The organism is Cryobacterium sp. M15, assembly GCF_002929675.1.
Lineage (GTDB): Bacteria > Actinomycetota > Actinomycetes > Actinomycetales > Microbacteriaceae > Cryobacterium > Cryobacterium lyxosi.
Genome location: NZ_PJJW01000039.1, coordinates 84,071 through 98,791, shown reverse-complemented (window position 1 = coordinate 98,791; position 14,721 = coordinate 84,071). Strand labels below are relative to the sequence as shown.

Here is a 14,721-nt window from a genome sequence, read left to right as displayed (position 1 = left end):
GCATGGCCAGAACTCAACTCACTCTAGCCGCGTTAGCCACCTCCGCAGTTCCGGGGCTCGACGTGGCCTACGCCCGCAAGCACAGTGCCGGCGCGCACGGACTGTTCGACTCAGCGCTCGTTATCGACACAGACGGGCGGGCGCTGATCATTCGCGTTCCCACCAGCCAGTCAGCCGAAACCGAACAGTCCGCCGACCTTGTGGCGCTGCGTGCTCTCACCACCGGCAATCGCAGCCGGCTTCCGTTCGACGTGCCCGAATATGTCGGTCAAACGCCGATTCAGGGAACCCGCGCTGTCGTCTACGAGCTGCTGGCCGGTGACAGTTTCGATGCGGATGCCCTCACCGGACACGAGGGCGTCTCGGGGTCAATCGGCCGGGCCATCGCCGCGATCCACTCACTACCGAGCGCTTTCATCGGCACAGCCGGACTTTCCCAGCAGAGCGCCGAACAGTGCCGCAAAGATGCCATCGACCTAATCGACCGTGCCGCCAATACCGGCTACCTGCCCGCGGCACTGCTGCGCCGCTGGGAACAGGCCACCGACGACGAGGCCCTGTGGCAGTTCGCGCCGGCGGTGGTGCACGGGTCGATGTCCTCCGATTCCATTTTGATCACCGACGACGCCGTATCGGGTATTCTCGGCTGGTCTGGCCTGGCTGTCGGAGACCCGGCCCGCGACCTCCACTGGTTGCTCGCCGCGCGCGGAGATGCCGCTGAACTGGCCATCACCACGTACTCGACCGCTCGTCAGGGCAGCGACACTCATATCACCCAGCGTGCCATGCTCTACGCCGAGCTCGAACTGGCCCGCTGGTTGCTGCACGGCGTCAGCAGCCACGACCAGTCCATAGTCGATGACGCCGTCGCGATGCTCGACGGACTCGTCGACACGGTGCACAGCCACACCCAGCAGCCGCTCTCCCCCGAAACCGGCCCGATCATGACCGTCGGTGACGTGGAGAACATGCTCGACCATATGCCGCGCGCCGCCCGCGACTACGATCAGCATGCAGCCATGCACACCGACAGCTACAACTTCTCGGGGCTCAGCATGGACTCGGATACCGACTCCGACTCCGACTCCGACTCTGACTCCGATAATGGGTCCACCGACGACTCTGTGTCCGGCGACTCGCGCACCGGGGTCATCGCCCCCGACCAGGCAGCAAGAAGGTCCGCCTCCGAGTAGAGGCGCTCGGGGGCAATGACGGTGTCGTCGGCGACGAAATAGAACACGGCGTCGACAATGCTCGGATCGATTCCCTTCCACCGGGCGTAGGCCAACCGGTAGAGCGCGAGTTGGGTTTGCTTCAGTTCGAGGTCAGCGGCATTCTTGGGAGCCCGCCCGGTTTTCCAGTCGACGACCTGATACCCCGCTTCGGTGCGATAGACGGCGTCGAGCTTGCAGACGAAGACCTGGCCCGCGAGCACGTGGTGAATTTCAATCTCGACGTCGACCGGCGCTCGATCGGCCCATTCGGACCGTTCAAAGGTGGCCTGCAGAACCGCAAACTGTTCCTGCTCGGGCACGGCGAGGTCGTTCAGTGCGCCGGCACCGCCGTCGTCGCCAGCACCGCCGTCGCCCGCATCGTCATCGCCGAAGTCCAGTTCGTTCAGCGCGGCATCGACGCGATCGGTACCGGTCGCACCGCCGGCACGCTGCTCCACCCAGGAGTGAAACAGGGTGCCGAGCCGTGTGGCTCGGTAGGGGCGCTGCGGCATGGGGCGGCGCAGTTCGGCAGCAACTCCGGCAGGGTCGTCGACGTAGTCTTTGAACCGGGATGCGGGGATGCGGGTGGGAACCGGGGTGACAGCGCCACCGGCCAACCGCAGGGCACGTTCTTCAAGCAGCAGGGTAACCGCGTGGGACCAGCGGGTGGGAGCATCCGCAGTGCTGCTCAAGACGCGGGTCGCGGCGGCTTCGACGAGAGCGCGGCGGGTGCCAAGCGGGTCGAACGGCCACAGCTCCGTGCCGCTGGAGGCGGAGCCAGGTTTCTCGACCTCGGTGCTCGTGTCGGGGATGGCCCGGATGAGCCCGGCTTCGGCGAGTTCTACCAGGTAGCGGCTGGGCTTTCGAACCGTCACTCCCGGGCCCCAGAAGGAGCCGGTCAGCAGGAGATCTTGCTTGGCACGGGTGATGGCGACATAGATGAGTCGGCGTTCTTCGTCGTCGTGCCGCGTCGCCAACTGCTCCTTGTAGGTCTGGAAAGCCAGGTCATAATCGAGCTGGGTGTCGTGACCGGCGACTTCGAGCTCGGGTAGCTCGGAGCGATCGCCCCGAAAGCCGTAGGGCAGCTCGCCGAAGCGCAGCCACCCGCTGGAATCGTGAGCCAACGCGGGCAGGCTTTTCTCGGTGAGGTTGGGAATGGCGACAAAATCCCATTCGAGGCCCTTGGCGCCGTGAATCGTCAGCAACTGCACGGTGCCCTGTTCCGATATTTCAGCGCGCGGGCCAAGGTCGTCTTGCAGCTCTGCCCGCTTCAGCCAGCGCAGAAAACTGGCCAGGGTGCCCTGCTCGTCGCTGTCGAGGAATGCGGCCACCGTGTCGTGGAAGGAATACAGGTTGGCGAGTCCGAGGTCGTTGTCCTCGTTCGCGGTCAGTTCGATGTCGAGCCGAAATTCCTGTTCGATCAGCCGCACGAAGTCGAGCAGCGGCAGGCTGGCGCGGGAGCGCAGCCACGCCAGTTGCCGGCCGGCCGACTGCACGCGGGCGCGCCCCAGCTCGCTGAACTCCGCGAATTGGCCGTGAGAGTCAGGGGCTGTGCCCAGAAAGTCGAGCGCATCAACCAGGGAGCTGCCCTCATCACCGGCGACGGATGCCCGCAGCTTGCCCCGCAGATCGGCCGAAATGGCTTTCTGGGCCCAATCGTGCCGGGCCAGCCAGCGTGCCACATTGGCGAGAGCCTGCAGGTCGCGTGCGCCGACGCGGTAGCGAGCGCCGCTGAGGAGGCGCACGAGCTCGCTGCCGGCAGCAGGATCGTGCACCACCCGTAGGACGCTCACGACGTCGGCGACCTCTGGTGTGGAAAGCAATCCACCAAGGCCCAGCACGTGCGCGCGCACGCCATGGGAGCGCAGCACCTCGGCGAAGTAGTCCATTTCCCGGCGCGCCCGAAAAAGCATGGCACCGGTGTGATCACCAACGAGCCGGGCGGCGAACCAGTCGGCTACCGCATCGGCCTCATCGGCAATGGTCTCCGCCATGAGCGCGTCAATGCCGCCGGCCCTGGTGCCGGCTGGCACCTTGAGTGTTTCGACCTGGATTCCGCCAGGTTGGGCGCGCAGCGTTTGACTCAGCGGATCGACGACGGCATTCGCAGCGTCGAGAACGAGGGAGGGGTTCCGCCAGGTGAAGGACAGCGACATGGTCGGCGCTGCGGACGCCGGACTGGCGTCGCTGGTGTTGAAATCTCGCTCGAAGCCGAGCAAATTTGCCGAGCTGGCGCCGCGCCATCCGTAAATCGACTGGTGCGGGTCACCGACGGCCATTACCGGGTGGTTGTGAAAGAGCGTATGCAACAGCTCGGTCTGCAGTACGGAGGTGTCCTGGTATTCGTCGAGCAGCACGACACGGTACTGCTCGCGATAGCGGTCGACGACCGCATCGACTTTCTGGCAGACCTGAAGCGCGAGGGCCACTTGGTCGGAGAATTCGATGAGGCCGAGACGGCGCTTCTCACTGCTGTACTGCGCAGCGAGTTCGGCGAGCACCGGCAATGGCGCTACTGCGGCCAAGGCATCGACCACCGAGTCGTACGGCTTTTTCTTACGCGGGTTGCCGTAGGGCAAATCACCCAGGTAAACGAAACTTTCGGCCAGGCCCGCGAGGTCGTGCGGGGTTCCCGGCGCGCCGTTGTGCCAGGGCGGCGGGTTCTCAGCGACGGCACGACTGAGTTGCAGCACGGCGTCGGTGACCTGGTCGACGCTCTTGCCGTAGGGCACCAGGCGACCGTCGCCGTGATCGATGACCACGCGCCGAGCGAGCAGCCAGGCGCTCGTTTCACTGAGCAGGACAGATTCCGGCTCCCGGCCGAGCAACAGGGCATTGTCGGTGAACAGCCGGCTGGCAAAAGAGTTGTACGTGGAGACGCTCGGCGTGTTGAAGAGGTCGGAAGGCTCAGCCGCCGACCCGGCGCCTGAGCTGGCGTCTGAGTTGGCGATGATCGGTATCAGTCCGGCGGCATCGAGGTCGGCGATGCGCTTATTGATGCGATCGCTCAGCTCGCCGGCGGCCTTGCGGGTGAAGGTGAGGCCGAGAATCTGGTCGGGGCGAACGTGGCCGTTGGCCAGTAGCCACAGTACCCGGTTGGCCATCGTCTCGGTCTTGCCGCTTCCAGCGCCGGCGACCACCAGGGTCGGCCTGAGCGGCGCCTCGATGACCTCCTGCTGCTCATCGGTGGGCGGAGGAAGCCTGAGCTCCGAGGCAATGTCGAGGGCGGAGACCGTGGTGACTGATGTGGTGACCGTTGTCGTGAGACTCATGAGCTGACCTGCTTGATGATGTGGATGCGGCAGGACCCGTGACTTCGCGGGTCGAGGCAGTGCGCGGTTATTTCGGCGATGAAAGTGCTGCCGCCCATGCCGGCCGCGTCGTCGCTTACCCGGGTGCGAAATGCGTCGAGCTGCTCCGGGGTGAAGGTGGGCTGGGTGGGATTGCGGTAGTTCTGTTTGACCGTTCCGGAGGAGATGATGACCAGACGGGCACCGGCCAGCGCCATGTCGCCGGAAACGCCCTCGATGACGCCCTCCTGAAACGCCAGCTGGTAGGCGCCGAGCTGTGGATGCTCCGCGACGCCTACATCGCTTGTCGCGTCGCCCTTGCCGGTTTTCAGGTCGACGATCACGGCCCGTCCGTCGGCCTGGCGTTCCACTCGGTCGATGGTGCCCGACAGCACGGCACCGCTCACTTCCAGTTGAAAGGTCCCCTCGGCGCTCAGCAGCTCACCGCCCCCATTCTCGAAATCGAGCAGGTACGAGGCGAGCCGGTCGGTGAGCGCTCTGGCGGCGACTTTCTGCACGCGTGACTGCCAGTCGGCGTCGAAGTCGAGTTCGTTCCAGCGGGACTCCACGCCCTGCCAGAGCGCCTCTGGCCGACGGTCGACGCAGTCTTCCATGACCTTGTGAATGATCGTGCCGAGGTTGGCGGCGGTACTCGAGTTGCCGCCGCCGACCTGCCCGATCAGCCAGTGCAACGGACAGGTTTCGAAGGCGGCCATTCGCGACGGCGAGACACGCACCGGATCATCACCGGCCACGGAGTCGTTGAGCGGGCGCACGGTACTCGGATCGGTCAGGCCGTACCACTGATCCGGTGCGGCGCCGGGCACGTTTTCGCTGGCCAGGCGGGACAGAGTGGCCGCGGCATCCGCTGCGCGGGCGACCGTCTCGGAGTCGATGCGGGCCGGTGAGCGGATAGCCCGGGTCAGGTCACGGCGCATCCGCCCGGCCAGGCCGCGCAACGACAGGGGATAACGGGCAAAATCGTCGACAGCCCGCTCAGGCTCGGGGTCTGGCAGCAGACGAAGGAAGACCGACGGCTCGTTTTCTTGATTGCTCACGGCGGTGACGAGCAGTTCAGTCGTGGCACGACTGACGGCCTGGGCGAACATGCGCAATTCGTCGTGGAGAACCGCGGTGCGCGCGTCGGTGCCGGCAGCGTCGTGCCCGGTGCCGTCCTGGCCCGTGGCGACCACGGCCAGGTCGCCAGCGCCGAGCAGGGAGCCACGGATGCGCAGGTCGGGCCAGACATTGGCCTGCACGCCGGCCACCACGACAATGTCGAAATCGCGCCCGACGGTGCCGCTTGGGGTAGACACGGTAACGGCCGCGCCCAGGGCACGCGGCGCGAGCGTATCTTCGGGCACATCGGTATCGACGAGGTGTTCCAGGAAAAGTACCGGCGGGGCTGACGGGGTGCGTTCGACGTAGCGCTGCGCCGCCGAGAACAGGGCGACGACGGCGTCAAGGTTGTGATTGGCTTCGTCGGCGACGATTCCGGTGCCGGTGGACTGTTCTTTCCACTCGCGATCAAGTCCGCTGCGCTGCCAGAGACCCCAGAGCAGTTCCTCGATGGTGGCACCGGCTTCATATTCGATTTTCGCGTCGCGCAGACTCGCTCCGCAGCCGGCTGCGCGGCGAGCGGTGCGGTTATCGATGGTGGCGAGCAGGTCGGGGGTCTGCAGTGCGACGACGAGCAGCTCGTCAGCGCTGCGCGGTGTGGGAGTGTCAGTGGCCAGTTCGTGCTGGCGCAACGCAGCACGTAGCCGGCGCAGCGTGATCGGGTCGAGCCCACCGAGCGGACCGCGCAGCAACTGGATCGCCGCTTCGGGGTCGAGCGGTTTGCGCCCCAGGGTCACCTCGAGTGCCAAAATGAACGCCCTCACCGCGTATTCGTCACGCAGGGCTGTGCTCGCGGTGGAGATCTGAGTCGGCACCTCGAGTGCGGCGAGCCCCTTGGAAATCGACGGCACGAGCGCTCCGGTGCGCACGATCACGGCCATACGCGACCAGGGAATTGCATCGATCACGTGGCGTTCGCGCAGCAGCCGGGCGATCACCGCGAGCTGATCGGCCGGGCTGGTCGCAACCACGGTCTGCACTGAACGCTCACTCGCTTCTGTCGAATCGTGACCGGCCGCAGCACGCTGGGTGCCAGCCGCGGCGGCGCCGATCCGGCCGGTGACCTGCGCAACGACTCGACGGATGTTCGCGCCGTGCCGATACACCGTCTGCAGCACGATCGGCGCGGCCACACGGCCTTCCGGTATGGCCCGGCCCTCGCTGAGATACGAGCCGAGGCGACCGAGGGCATCCGGATGCGCACCGTGAAACGAGCCGGTGCTGATGTCGGGGTCACCTACGGCGATGATCGCCACCCCGCGCGTCTGAAACTGGGCCAACAGCGTGATCGTGGCCTGCGTGACTTCCTGGGCATCGTCAAGCACGATCAGGCGCAGTTGGGCGAGGGAGCCGAGCGTTGCAACGCCGGCCGGTCCAATCTGGGCGCCCGCGACGACAGCGGCAGCATAGCGAGCCAGCTCGGTCGAGTCGTATTGGCCGGGACGGGCCTGGTCTTTGGCCTCTTCATAACCGCGAATGAACTCGGCCGCCGCCACCCACTCTGCACGTCCGACTGCGAAACGCTCGAGCTGCCCCGGCGAGACACCGTATTCGACCGCGCGCATCATGAGATCGCGAAGTTCGGTGCGAAAGCCCCGCAAGCGGCGCACATCGGGACCGAGGGTAGTCGGCCAGGCCGGGCCGGTCTCATCGTCAATGTGGCCCTGCAACAGCTCGGCAATGATCTGGTCTTGCTCACCACCGGTGAGCAGAGTGGGAGTCGGACCGCCGGCCTGCGCGACGGCCGAACGCACAATCTGGAAGGCCACCGAGTTGGCGCTGCGAGCCAGCGGGCCGTTCGTCGGTACGCCAAGGCGCAGCGCGAGCCGGTCGCGCAGCTCCGTGGCTCCGGCGCGGGTCGGTACCAGTACCAATACCTCGCTCGGAGAATACCCCCGGTTGAGCACCCTGTCGGCGACGAGTTCGACGAGCGTGGTCGTCTTGCCCGAGCCGGGCGCGCCGATCACCGCGGCACTGACCCCGTCGGGGAGCTCGAGAACGGCCGTCTGGGCGGAATCAAGGGTGTGGTTGGTCACATTTCAACGGTAACGGGTTGCGCCGACAGTGAACTCTGTCCGGACGGTGACGCGTTCTGTCGTACTCTGGGCGCAAGGCTACGAAAGGCAGTTCTATGGACATTCGCATTGGTATTTTCAACTCCCCCCGGGAGATCGGTTTCGAGACATCGCAGCCAGCGACCGAGATTGAGGAGACCGTTGCTGCGGCTCTTTCCGGTCAGACCGGCTATCTGAAGCTCAGCGACAGCAAGGGTCGCGTCTATATCGTTCCGACCGTCGGCCTGGCCTACGTCGAACTCGGCAGCGAAGAATCGCGTCGCGTCGGTTTCGTCGCCTAAAGCACCATGGAACTCCTGTTCGTCGCACTGTTCGGAGCTCTCATCGGCCTCGGCGCACGGTATTTTCTGCCCGGTCGGTCGACGCAGGGTTCGGTGCTGGTTCCAGCGATCGGAACGGCTGCTGCATCTGCTGTCTGGGTCGCCCTGACCTGGCTCGGCTGGAACTGGGCCGGTGGCTGGATCTGGTGGATGTCTCTTGGCGGCGCCGCCGTGTCATCCGTCGTGCTGAATCTGGTGATCAGTCGGCGACGCATTCATGCCGACCATCGGCTGCTGCAACGCCTCGCCAACACCGGGTCCGCCGCCACCGCGTAAATCCCTCGCGACCCCTCTAGCCGTCCGGCCCGCCTCGGCGTATGAGGGGTCGCGATGATTGGTCGTACGGAGGCATCGAAAAAACTGGTTGGCCACCTACCCAAGCGCCTGACCGATACCCCAGGCGTCAGGCCGTCAGGCCGAGACCGTCCATGCGGCGGGTGTGCGCGGCAATGAGTTCGGTGAAGACCGGTTCGATTCGCGCCTCGGCCGCGGCGCCAGGGCCAGCGGTCGAGTCGGTGCCTGGGTCCGTTGCCGGCATCGCCGAGCGAGCCACAAGCAGGGTATCGCCGACGAGCCGACGGCCCCACATAGCCAGCCGGGAGCCGAGCTCGACGTCGTTTTCAATGGCGGTCTGCAGTTCGTGCACGAGCACGTCGGTGCCGGAATTTTCGCCGAGGAGCCGCGCCACCCTCGGTCCGATATCGCGCGGCAGGCCGTCCGATAGCCGGATGAAGAAGTCCTCGAGGAGGCCGCCCGCGAGATAGCAGCTCAGGAGCAGCTCATGCCAGTCGGCGCCGCTGGTGTTGCGGCGAAACTCGTCAAGACTCGCGACAAACGGGGCCATCTCGGTGGCCGGATCGTGCCCGCGGCGTCGAATCTCGGTGATCAGACCGTGATGCTTGCTCAAGGTTCGACCTGCGGCGGCGCTGAGGCCTTCCTTCACGGCAAGATTCGGCGCGGTGGCCACGGCGCGGGCCAGACTTTCGAATTCCCCGAGCTCGCAGTAGGCGGCTTGGCCCAGAAAATGCTGCACGCCGGGGGCCAGCGAACTGATGTCCACTTTTTCGGTCGGCTGGAGCGCCCCGCGGGCGGAAAGCCGCGGGGCTTCATTGCGCTGCGGGCGCCGACCGAACCACGTGACCACTGGCTCAGCTTAGGACAGCGCGCCTGTGGCCGCGGTACAGACGGGGCAGTAAGCTGGAATTACGTCGCCGACAAGGATCGGCGGCCGCTGCCCGAGACGCAAAAACGGGCGCACTTCGCTTCCAGTTAATGACAGGCAAACATTCGTGACTTTCTCCGAACTTAATATTGACCAGGACATGGTCGACTCCCTTGCCGCCAAGGGCATCCTCGAACCGTTCCCCATTCAGACCCAGACCATTCCGCTCGCGCTCGCCGGCCAGGACATCATCGGCCAGGCCAAGACCGGCACCGGCAAAACCTTCGGCTTCGGCCTTCCGGTCATTCAACGCCTCGGCCTCGATCCCGAGTCCGGCGTGCAGGCCCTCATCGTCGTTCCGACGCGTGAACTATGCGTGCAGGTCTCGGAAGATCTCGAGCTCGCCGCAACCGGCCGTAACACCAAGATCGTCTCCATCTACGGCGGCAAGGCCTATGAGGGTCAGATCGAACAGCTCAAGGCCGGCGCACAGATCGTGGTCGGAACCCCCGGCCGCCTGCTCGATTTGGCCAGCCAGCGCCTGCTCACCCTCGCCAACGTGCGCGAAATGGTGCTCGACGAAGCCGACAAGATGCTCGACCTCGGTTTTCTTTCCGACATCGAGAAACTGTTCGCGCAGACTCCGTCGACCCGCCACACCATGCTGTTCTCGGCGACGATGCCCGGACCTATCGTGGCCCTGGCCCGGCGCTTCATGAACCGCCCGATTCACATTCGCGCGACCGACCCCGATGAGGGCCTGATGCAGGCCAACATCGAGCACCTCGTCTACCGTGCGCACAACATGGACAAGGACGAGGTCATCGGCCGCATCCTCATGGCGGAGGGCCGCGGCAAGACCATCATCTTCACCCGTACCAAGCGCGCCGCCGCGAAGCTCGTTGAAGAACTCGGCGACCGCGGCTTCAACGCCACGGCCGTGCACGGCGACCTGAACCAGGAACAGCGCGAACGCGCCATGGCCAGCTTCAAAAGCGGCAAGAAAGAAATCCTGATCGCAACGGATGTCGCTGCTCGCGGCATCGACGTCGAAGATGTCACCCACGTCATCAACCACACTATTCCCGAGGACGAGAAGGCGTACCTGCACCGCGTGGGTCGCACCGGGCGCGCCGGTAAAACCGGTATCGCCGTGACCTTCGTCGACTGGGATGACCTGCACAAGTGGTCCCTCATCAACAAGGCACTGGAATTCGGCCAGCCGGAACCGATGGAAACCTACTCGTCGTCACCGCACCTCTACACCGACCTCAATATTCCGGCCGGATCCAAAGGACGCCTGCGGGCAACCCCGGTGAAGGACGTCACTGCTGGCGAGGCTCGCACCGGCGGCGCCGGTCGCTCCGGAGGTGCACGCTCCGCAGCCGGCAGCCGCTCAGACACTGGTCGCTCCGGTGCGGCTCGCGGCGGCCGCTCGGAAGGCGCTCGCTCCGAAGGCGGCCGCTCCGAAGGTACCCACAGCGACCGGCGTGGCGATTCCCCGCGCGGCTCCGACCGACCGGCAACGAGCCCGGTACGCGACGGTGGGGACGACACGGGTCGACCGACGCGGTCACGTACCCGCGTAAGTTCCAGCACCAACCCCGACGCCCCCGCCGCAACCCCGGCAGCCGGCACACACGACGGCGGCGGAACCGAGCACCACGACGGCAACAACGCACCGCTGCGCCGCAGCCGCACGCGTCGTCGCTCGCCGCAGACCGGCAACACCATCTAGTCCCTGATCAGCTCTGTCAACGCCCGGCATGCGGGCTGCCACCGTTTCGGCCATGGCAGCTTTCGTGCCGGGCTTTGTCGAGCACGGCCACGGCACTCACTGAGAAGGTCAGCCGTAGACGGGCGCGGAGCCGTGGCCCTCAGCGATGATGCGGTCGAGCACCTCGGGGGCGGTCGTGTTCTCGCCGAACCGATTGGGTTTGCCGGTGCCGTGGTAGTCGCTCGAACCGGTGACATACAGCCCAAATTTGGTGGCGAGTTCGTACAGGCGCGCTGTGGGTTCCGGGTTGTTCTCGCGATGCTCGAGTTCGAGGCCGAACAGCCCCGCTCCCACCATCGTCTTCAGCCGCGATTCCGAGACCACGTCGGCGATACCCCGCGTGGCGGGATGGGCGATAACCGGCACTCCCCCGGCGGCACGCACGAGTTCGATCGCGTGTAACGGATCTGGCGCGTAGTGCGGTTGAAAGTAGCCGGCCTTCCAATGCAAAATGTCGGCGAAAGCCGCGCTGCGGTTGAGCGCGTGACCGCGCGCGACGAGCGCGTCGGCGATGTGCGGCCGGCCGACAGTCGCACCGGGCGTGGTCTGGGCGAGTACATCGTCCCAGCTGAGGTCGTAGTCCATACCGATGCGGGCCACCATCTGCTCCGCGCGGCTCAGGCGAGCTGCCCGCACCCGCGTCACTTCGGCCAGTAGTGCAGAATCGGCCGGATCGAAAAGATATGCCAACAGATGAACACTGGCGTACTGCACCCGCGTACTGAATTCCATTCCGGGAATAAGCGTGATTCGCGCGGCGCGCGCGGCAGTGGATGCCGCAGCCCAGCCGGCGGTAGAGTCGTGGTCGGTCAGGGCAACCGTTCCGAGCCCCGCACCGGCCGCCGCACGAACCAGTTCCGCCGGCGTTTCGGTGCCGTCTGACACGCTCGAGTGCGCGTGCAGATCAATCGGACCCTGAAATTGCCGCACGACTGCCATAACCCCATGCTAGTTGGACGCCCCCGCCTCTTCCCCGCGGTGCAGCGCTGGGGATTCCCCAGAATTCTGATCTAGGGTTCAGAATAATGTTCACGCGAGTCCTCCGGGCACTGATTCTCCTTGCCGCCGCCGTTCTTCTGCTGGTCCTGACCTGGCCGCAGGCATTCGGCCTGCACACCACCTGGGTCGTTGCGCATCTCGTCTCGTTTCGTGCGATCGCCGTGATCGGCGCGATCGTTGGCCTCATTGTGCTTGGATTGCTCCGATTCATACGGCCACTCCGCCCAATCCTCAGCATGGCCATGGTGCTGCTGGTATTATTCGCCGTGGCGAATGCTGGCATTCTTGCATCTCGCGGTTTTACCGCGGTTACCGCCCGGGAAAACACGGGTCCAGCCGACGCCAAAACGGATGCCGCCACCGTCACGGTACTCAGCTGGAACACGCTCGGCGACGCTTCCGGCGCTGCGGTCATCGCAGAACTGGCGCTCGCCCAGAAAGCCGACGTTCTGACCCTGCCCGAGACAACGGAGGCGACCGGGATTCAGATCGCCGAAATGATGCGCGCGGCCGGCCGCCCCATGTGGGTGCACACGCTCTCGTTCGATCTGATCTCCAAGGCTCGGTCAACGACGCTGCTGATCAGCCCCGACCTCGGTGACTACGCCGTGACCAACGCTGCGGGTTCCGGCCCGCCCGGCAACACCAACGTACTGCCCACCGTCGTGGCCGAACCGGTCGACGGGAGTGGCCCGACTATTGTTGCCGTGCACGCCGTCGCCCCGATTCAGTACGAGATGTCGAATTGGCGCAGCGACCTCGACTGGCTCGCCAGCCAGTGCCAGGGCGACAACGTGATCCTGGCGGGCGATTTCAACTCAACGCTCGACCACATGGCCGGCCGGGCCAACGAAGGCGTGACTGCTGTTCTCGGTAACTGCGCGGATTCCGCTCTTTCGGCCGGTGCGGCAGCCGTCGGCACCTGGCCCACAAGCATTCCGGCGCTCCTCGGCACCCCGATCGATCATGTGATGGCGACCGTGAACTGGCAGGTGACCACGCTGCAGGTGATCGAGTCGCTCGACGACGCCGGCAGCGATCACCGCCCGATCGTCACCACTCTCACACCGGCCAGATAGTTTCTGCCGGGTCCCGCATCCGCTTAGCCCGGCATCCACACCAGCATGATCGGCCACCGCCCAGAGTCCGGTGCCAGACTAGTGAGATGGCTGATACCACTGCTCTTCCTCTCATTCCCGCTGCCCGCTCGAACGAGAACCGTTCGACGACTCCCGGATCCACCGGTTTCAAATCGTTCATCGCGAGCGGCTGGGCTGACCGTGCGGATGCCCTGCCTGGCGCCCGCGAGCAGGCGCCCTTCGCCGCCGCGCGCCGCGCACGTCTCTCGGCTCAGTACCCGGGGCACCGCCTCATCATTCCGGCTGGCCGGTTGAAACAGCGCTCCAACGACACCGACTACGCGTTCCGCGCGCATTCCGCCTTCGCCTACCTGACCGGTTGGGGCAGTGACAGCGAACCCGGCGCCGTACTCGTGCTCGAACCGGCAGCAGCCGGCGGCCACGACGCGACCCTGTACTTTCGAGAACGAGCCGGCCGCGACTCGGACGAGTTCTACGCCAATCCCGACATCGGTGAATTCTGGATCGGTCCGCGCCCATCGGTCGCCCAGGTCGCGAGCGACCTCGCCCTCCACGTGCGCGGCATCGCCGAGCTCGCTGGCGTGCTGAGCGCCGTCGACAGCGAAACGCTCGTACTTCGCGCGGCAGACCCGACCGTCACCGAGCAGGTCGATGAAGCCCGCCTGCGTTTCGCCGCCGAGCGCGTACTCGGCAGCAACGCCACTGACTCACCGTTCAGCATCGAGATAAACGCCGAGCACGAGCCTGACGCCGGTCTCACCCGCGACCTCTCCGAGCTGCGCCTGGTGAAGGACGCCTTTGAAATCGCGCAGATGCGCCTCGCCGTCGCTGCAACAGCCCGCGGCTTCGACGATGTCATCGCCGATCTGCCCCGCTCAAGCCAGCACGCCCGCGGCGAGCGGCTGGTGGAGGGCGTCTTCAATACCCGCGCCCGCACCGACGGCAACACGGTCGGCTATGACACCATCGCAGCCTCCGGACCACACGCGTGCATCCTGCACTGGACCCGCAACGACGGCGTCGTCGCCCCCGGCGATCTCATCCTGATCGACGCCGGCGTTGAACTCGACAGCTACTACACCGCCGACATCACCCGCACCCTGCCGGTCAACGGCGTGTACACCGACGTGCAGCGCCTGGTGTACGAAACCGTGCGTGAGGCAGCGGATGCCGCCTTCGCCGTCGTTCGCCCCGGCGCTGTGTTCCGTGACGTACACGCCGCGGCGATGGCCGTGATCGCCCGGCGCACCGCCGAGTGGGGCATGCTGCCGGTCACCGCCGACGAAGCCCTGCAGCCGGAAAACGGCCACCACCGCCGTTATATGGTCCACGGCACCAGCCACCACCTCGGCATCGACGTGCACGACTGCGCGCAAGCGCGCCGCGACATGTACCTGGATGGCGTGCTCGAACCGGGCATGGTCTTCACCATCGAACCCGGTTTGTACTTTCAGCCAGACGACCTCACCGTTCCGGCGGAGTTCCGAGGTATCGGCGTGAGGATCGAGGACGATATCCTGGTGACTCCCACCGGTGCCGAGAACCTCTCAGCTGCCATCCCCCGCACCGCGACAGAGGTCGAGGCCTGGATCGCTGCCGCACAGCGCTGAATTCATCGCGGAAGCGACGAGAGCACCCGTTCAGCGCGGCAGGCCCGGTGCTCTT

At 65.8% G+C, this 14,721-nt stretch carries 9 protein-coding genes and 1 pseudogene; 6 read left to right on the top strand and 4 right to left on the bottom strand.

Going from position 1 to position 14,721, the window contains the following annotated elements; all coding sequences use genetic code 11:
* Nucleotides 1-2 precede the first annotated feature (2 nt).
* The gene (locus tag CXY83_RS18625) at nt 3-1,193 is read left to right on the top strand and encodes a phosphotransferase (protein WP_104197548.1); all 1,191 of its coding nucleotides are present in this window, start codon (nt 3-5) and stop codon (nt 1,191-1,193) included.
* A 53-nt stretch (nt 1,194-1,246) separates the two neighbouring features.
* Here the strand turns inward: CXY83_RS18625 and CXY83_RS11825 are convergent.
* Together CXY83_RS11825 and CXY83_RS11820 are read right to left on the bottom strand one after the other, a co-directional pair.
* Nucleotides 1,247-4,486 (bottom strand): annotated as a pseudogene (locus tag CXY83_RS11825) (UvrD-helicase domain-containing protein); the annotation flags it as partial.
* Nucleotides 4,483-7,659 carry an ATP-dependent DNA helicase gene (locus CXY83_RS11820; protein WP_104197546.1) on the bottom strand — a complete coding sequence of 1,059 codons (3,177 nt, stop codon included), beginning with the start codon at nt 7,657-7,659 and terminating at the stop codon, nt 4,483-4,485. The gene CXY83_RS11820 and the pseudogene CXY83_RS11825, both read right to left, overlap by 4 nt.
* Nucleotides 7,660-7,754: 95 nt before the next feature.
* Here CXY83_RS11820 and CXY83_RS11815 point away from each other — a divergent pair, with 95 nt between their 5' ends.
* Together CXY83_RS11815 and CXY83_RS11810 are read left to right on the top strand one after the other, a co-directional pair.
* Complete coding sequence (locus CXY83_RS11815) at nt 7,755-7,979, top strand: DUF3107 domain-containing protein (protein WP_092108379.1); 225 nt, start codon at nt 7,755-7,757, stop codon at nt 7,977-7,979.
* A gap of 6 nt (nt 7,980-7,985) precedes the next feature.
* Entirely contained in the window at nt 7,986-8,294 is a 309-nt protein-coding gene (locus CXY83_RS11810; protein WP_104197545.1) for a hypothetical protein, read from the top strand.
* A gap of 127 nt (nt 8,295-8,421) precedes the next feature.
* Here CXY83_RS11810 and CXY83_RS11805 read toward each other — a convergent pair whose 3' ends face one another.
* Nucleotides 8,422-9,162: a ferritin-like fold-containing protein gene (locus CXY83_RS11805; protein ID WP_104197544.1), complete on the bottom strand. Its 741-nt coding sequence runs from the start codon at nt 9,160-9,162 to the stop codon at nt 8,422-8,424.
* Between the two features lie 145 nt (nt 9,163-9,307).
* Between CXY83_RS11805 and CXY83_RS11800 the strand changes: the two genes are divergently transcribed.
* A complete protein-coding gene (locus tag CXY83_RS11800) occupies nt 9,308-10,918 on the top strand; it encodes a DEAD/DEAH box helicase (RefSeq protein WP_104197543.1) in 1,611 nt (536 codons plus the stop codon).
* 108 nt (nt 10,919-11,026) lie between these two features.
* Here the strand turns inward: CXY83_RS11800 and CXY83_RS11795 are convergent, their stop codons facing one another.
* A complete protein-coding gene (locus CXY83_RS11795; RefSeq protein WP_104197542.1) occupies nt 11,027-11,896 on the bottom strand; it encodes a PHP domain-containing protein in 870 nt (289 codons plus the stop codon).
* An 86-nt stretch (nt 11,897-11,982) separates the two neighbouring features.
* On the opposite strand from CXY83_RS11795, the gene CXY83_RS11790 reads away from it, so the two are divergent.
* Nucleotides 11,983-13,035, top strand: a complete 1,053-nt coding sequence (locus CXY83_RS11790; RefSeq protein ID WP_104197541.1) for an endonuclease/exonuclease/phosphatase family protein — start codon at nt 11,983-11,985, stop codon at nt 13,033-13,035.
* Between the two features lie 86 nt (nt 13,036-13,121).
* Nucleotides 13,122-14,666 (top strand): aminopeptidase P family protein, encoded by a 1,545-nt coding sequence (locus CXY83_RS11785; RefSeq protein WP_104197540.1) that lies wholly within the window; start codon nt 13,122-13,124, stop codon nt 14,664-14,666.
* Nucleotides 14,667-14,721: the final 55 nt, after the last annotated feature.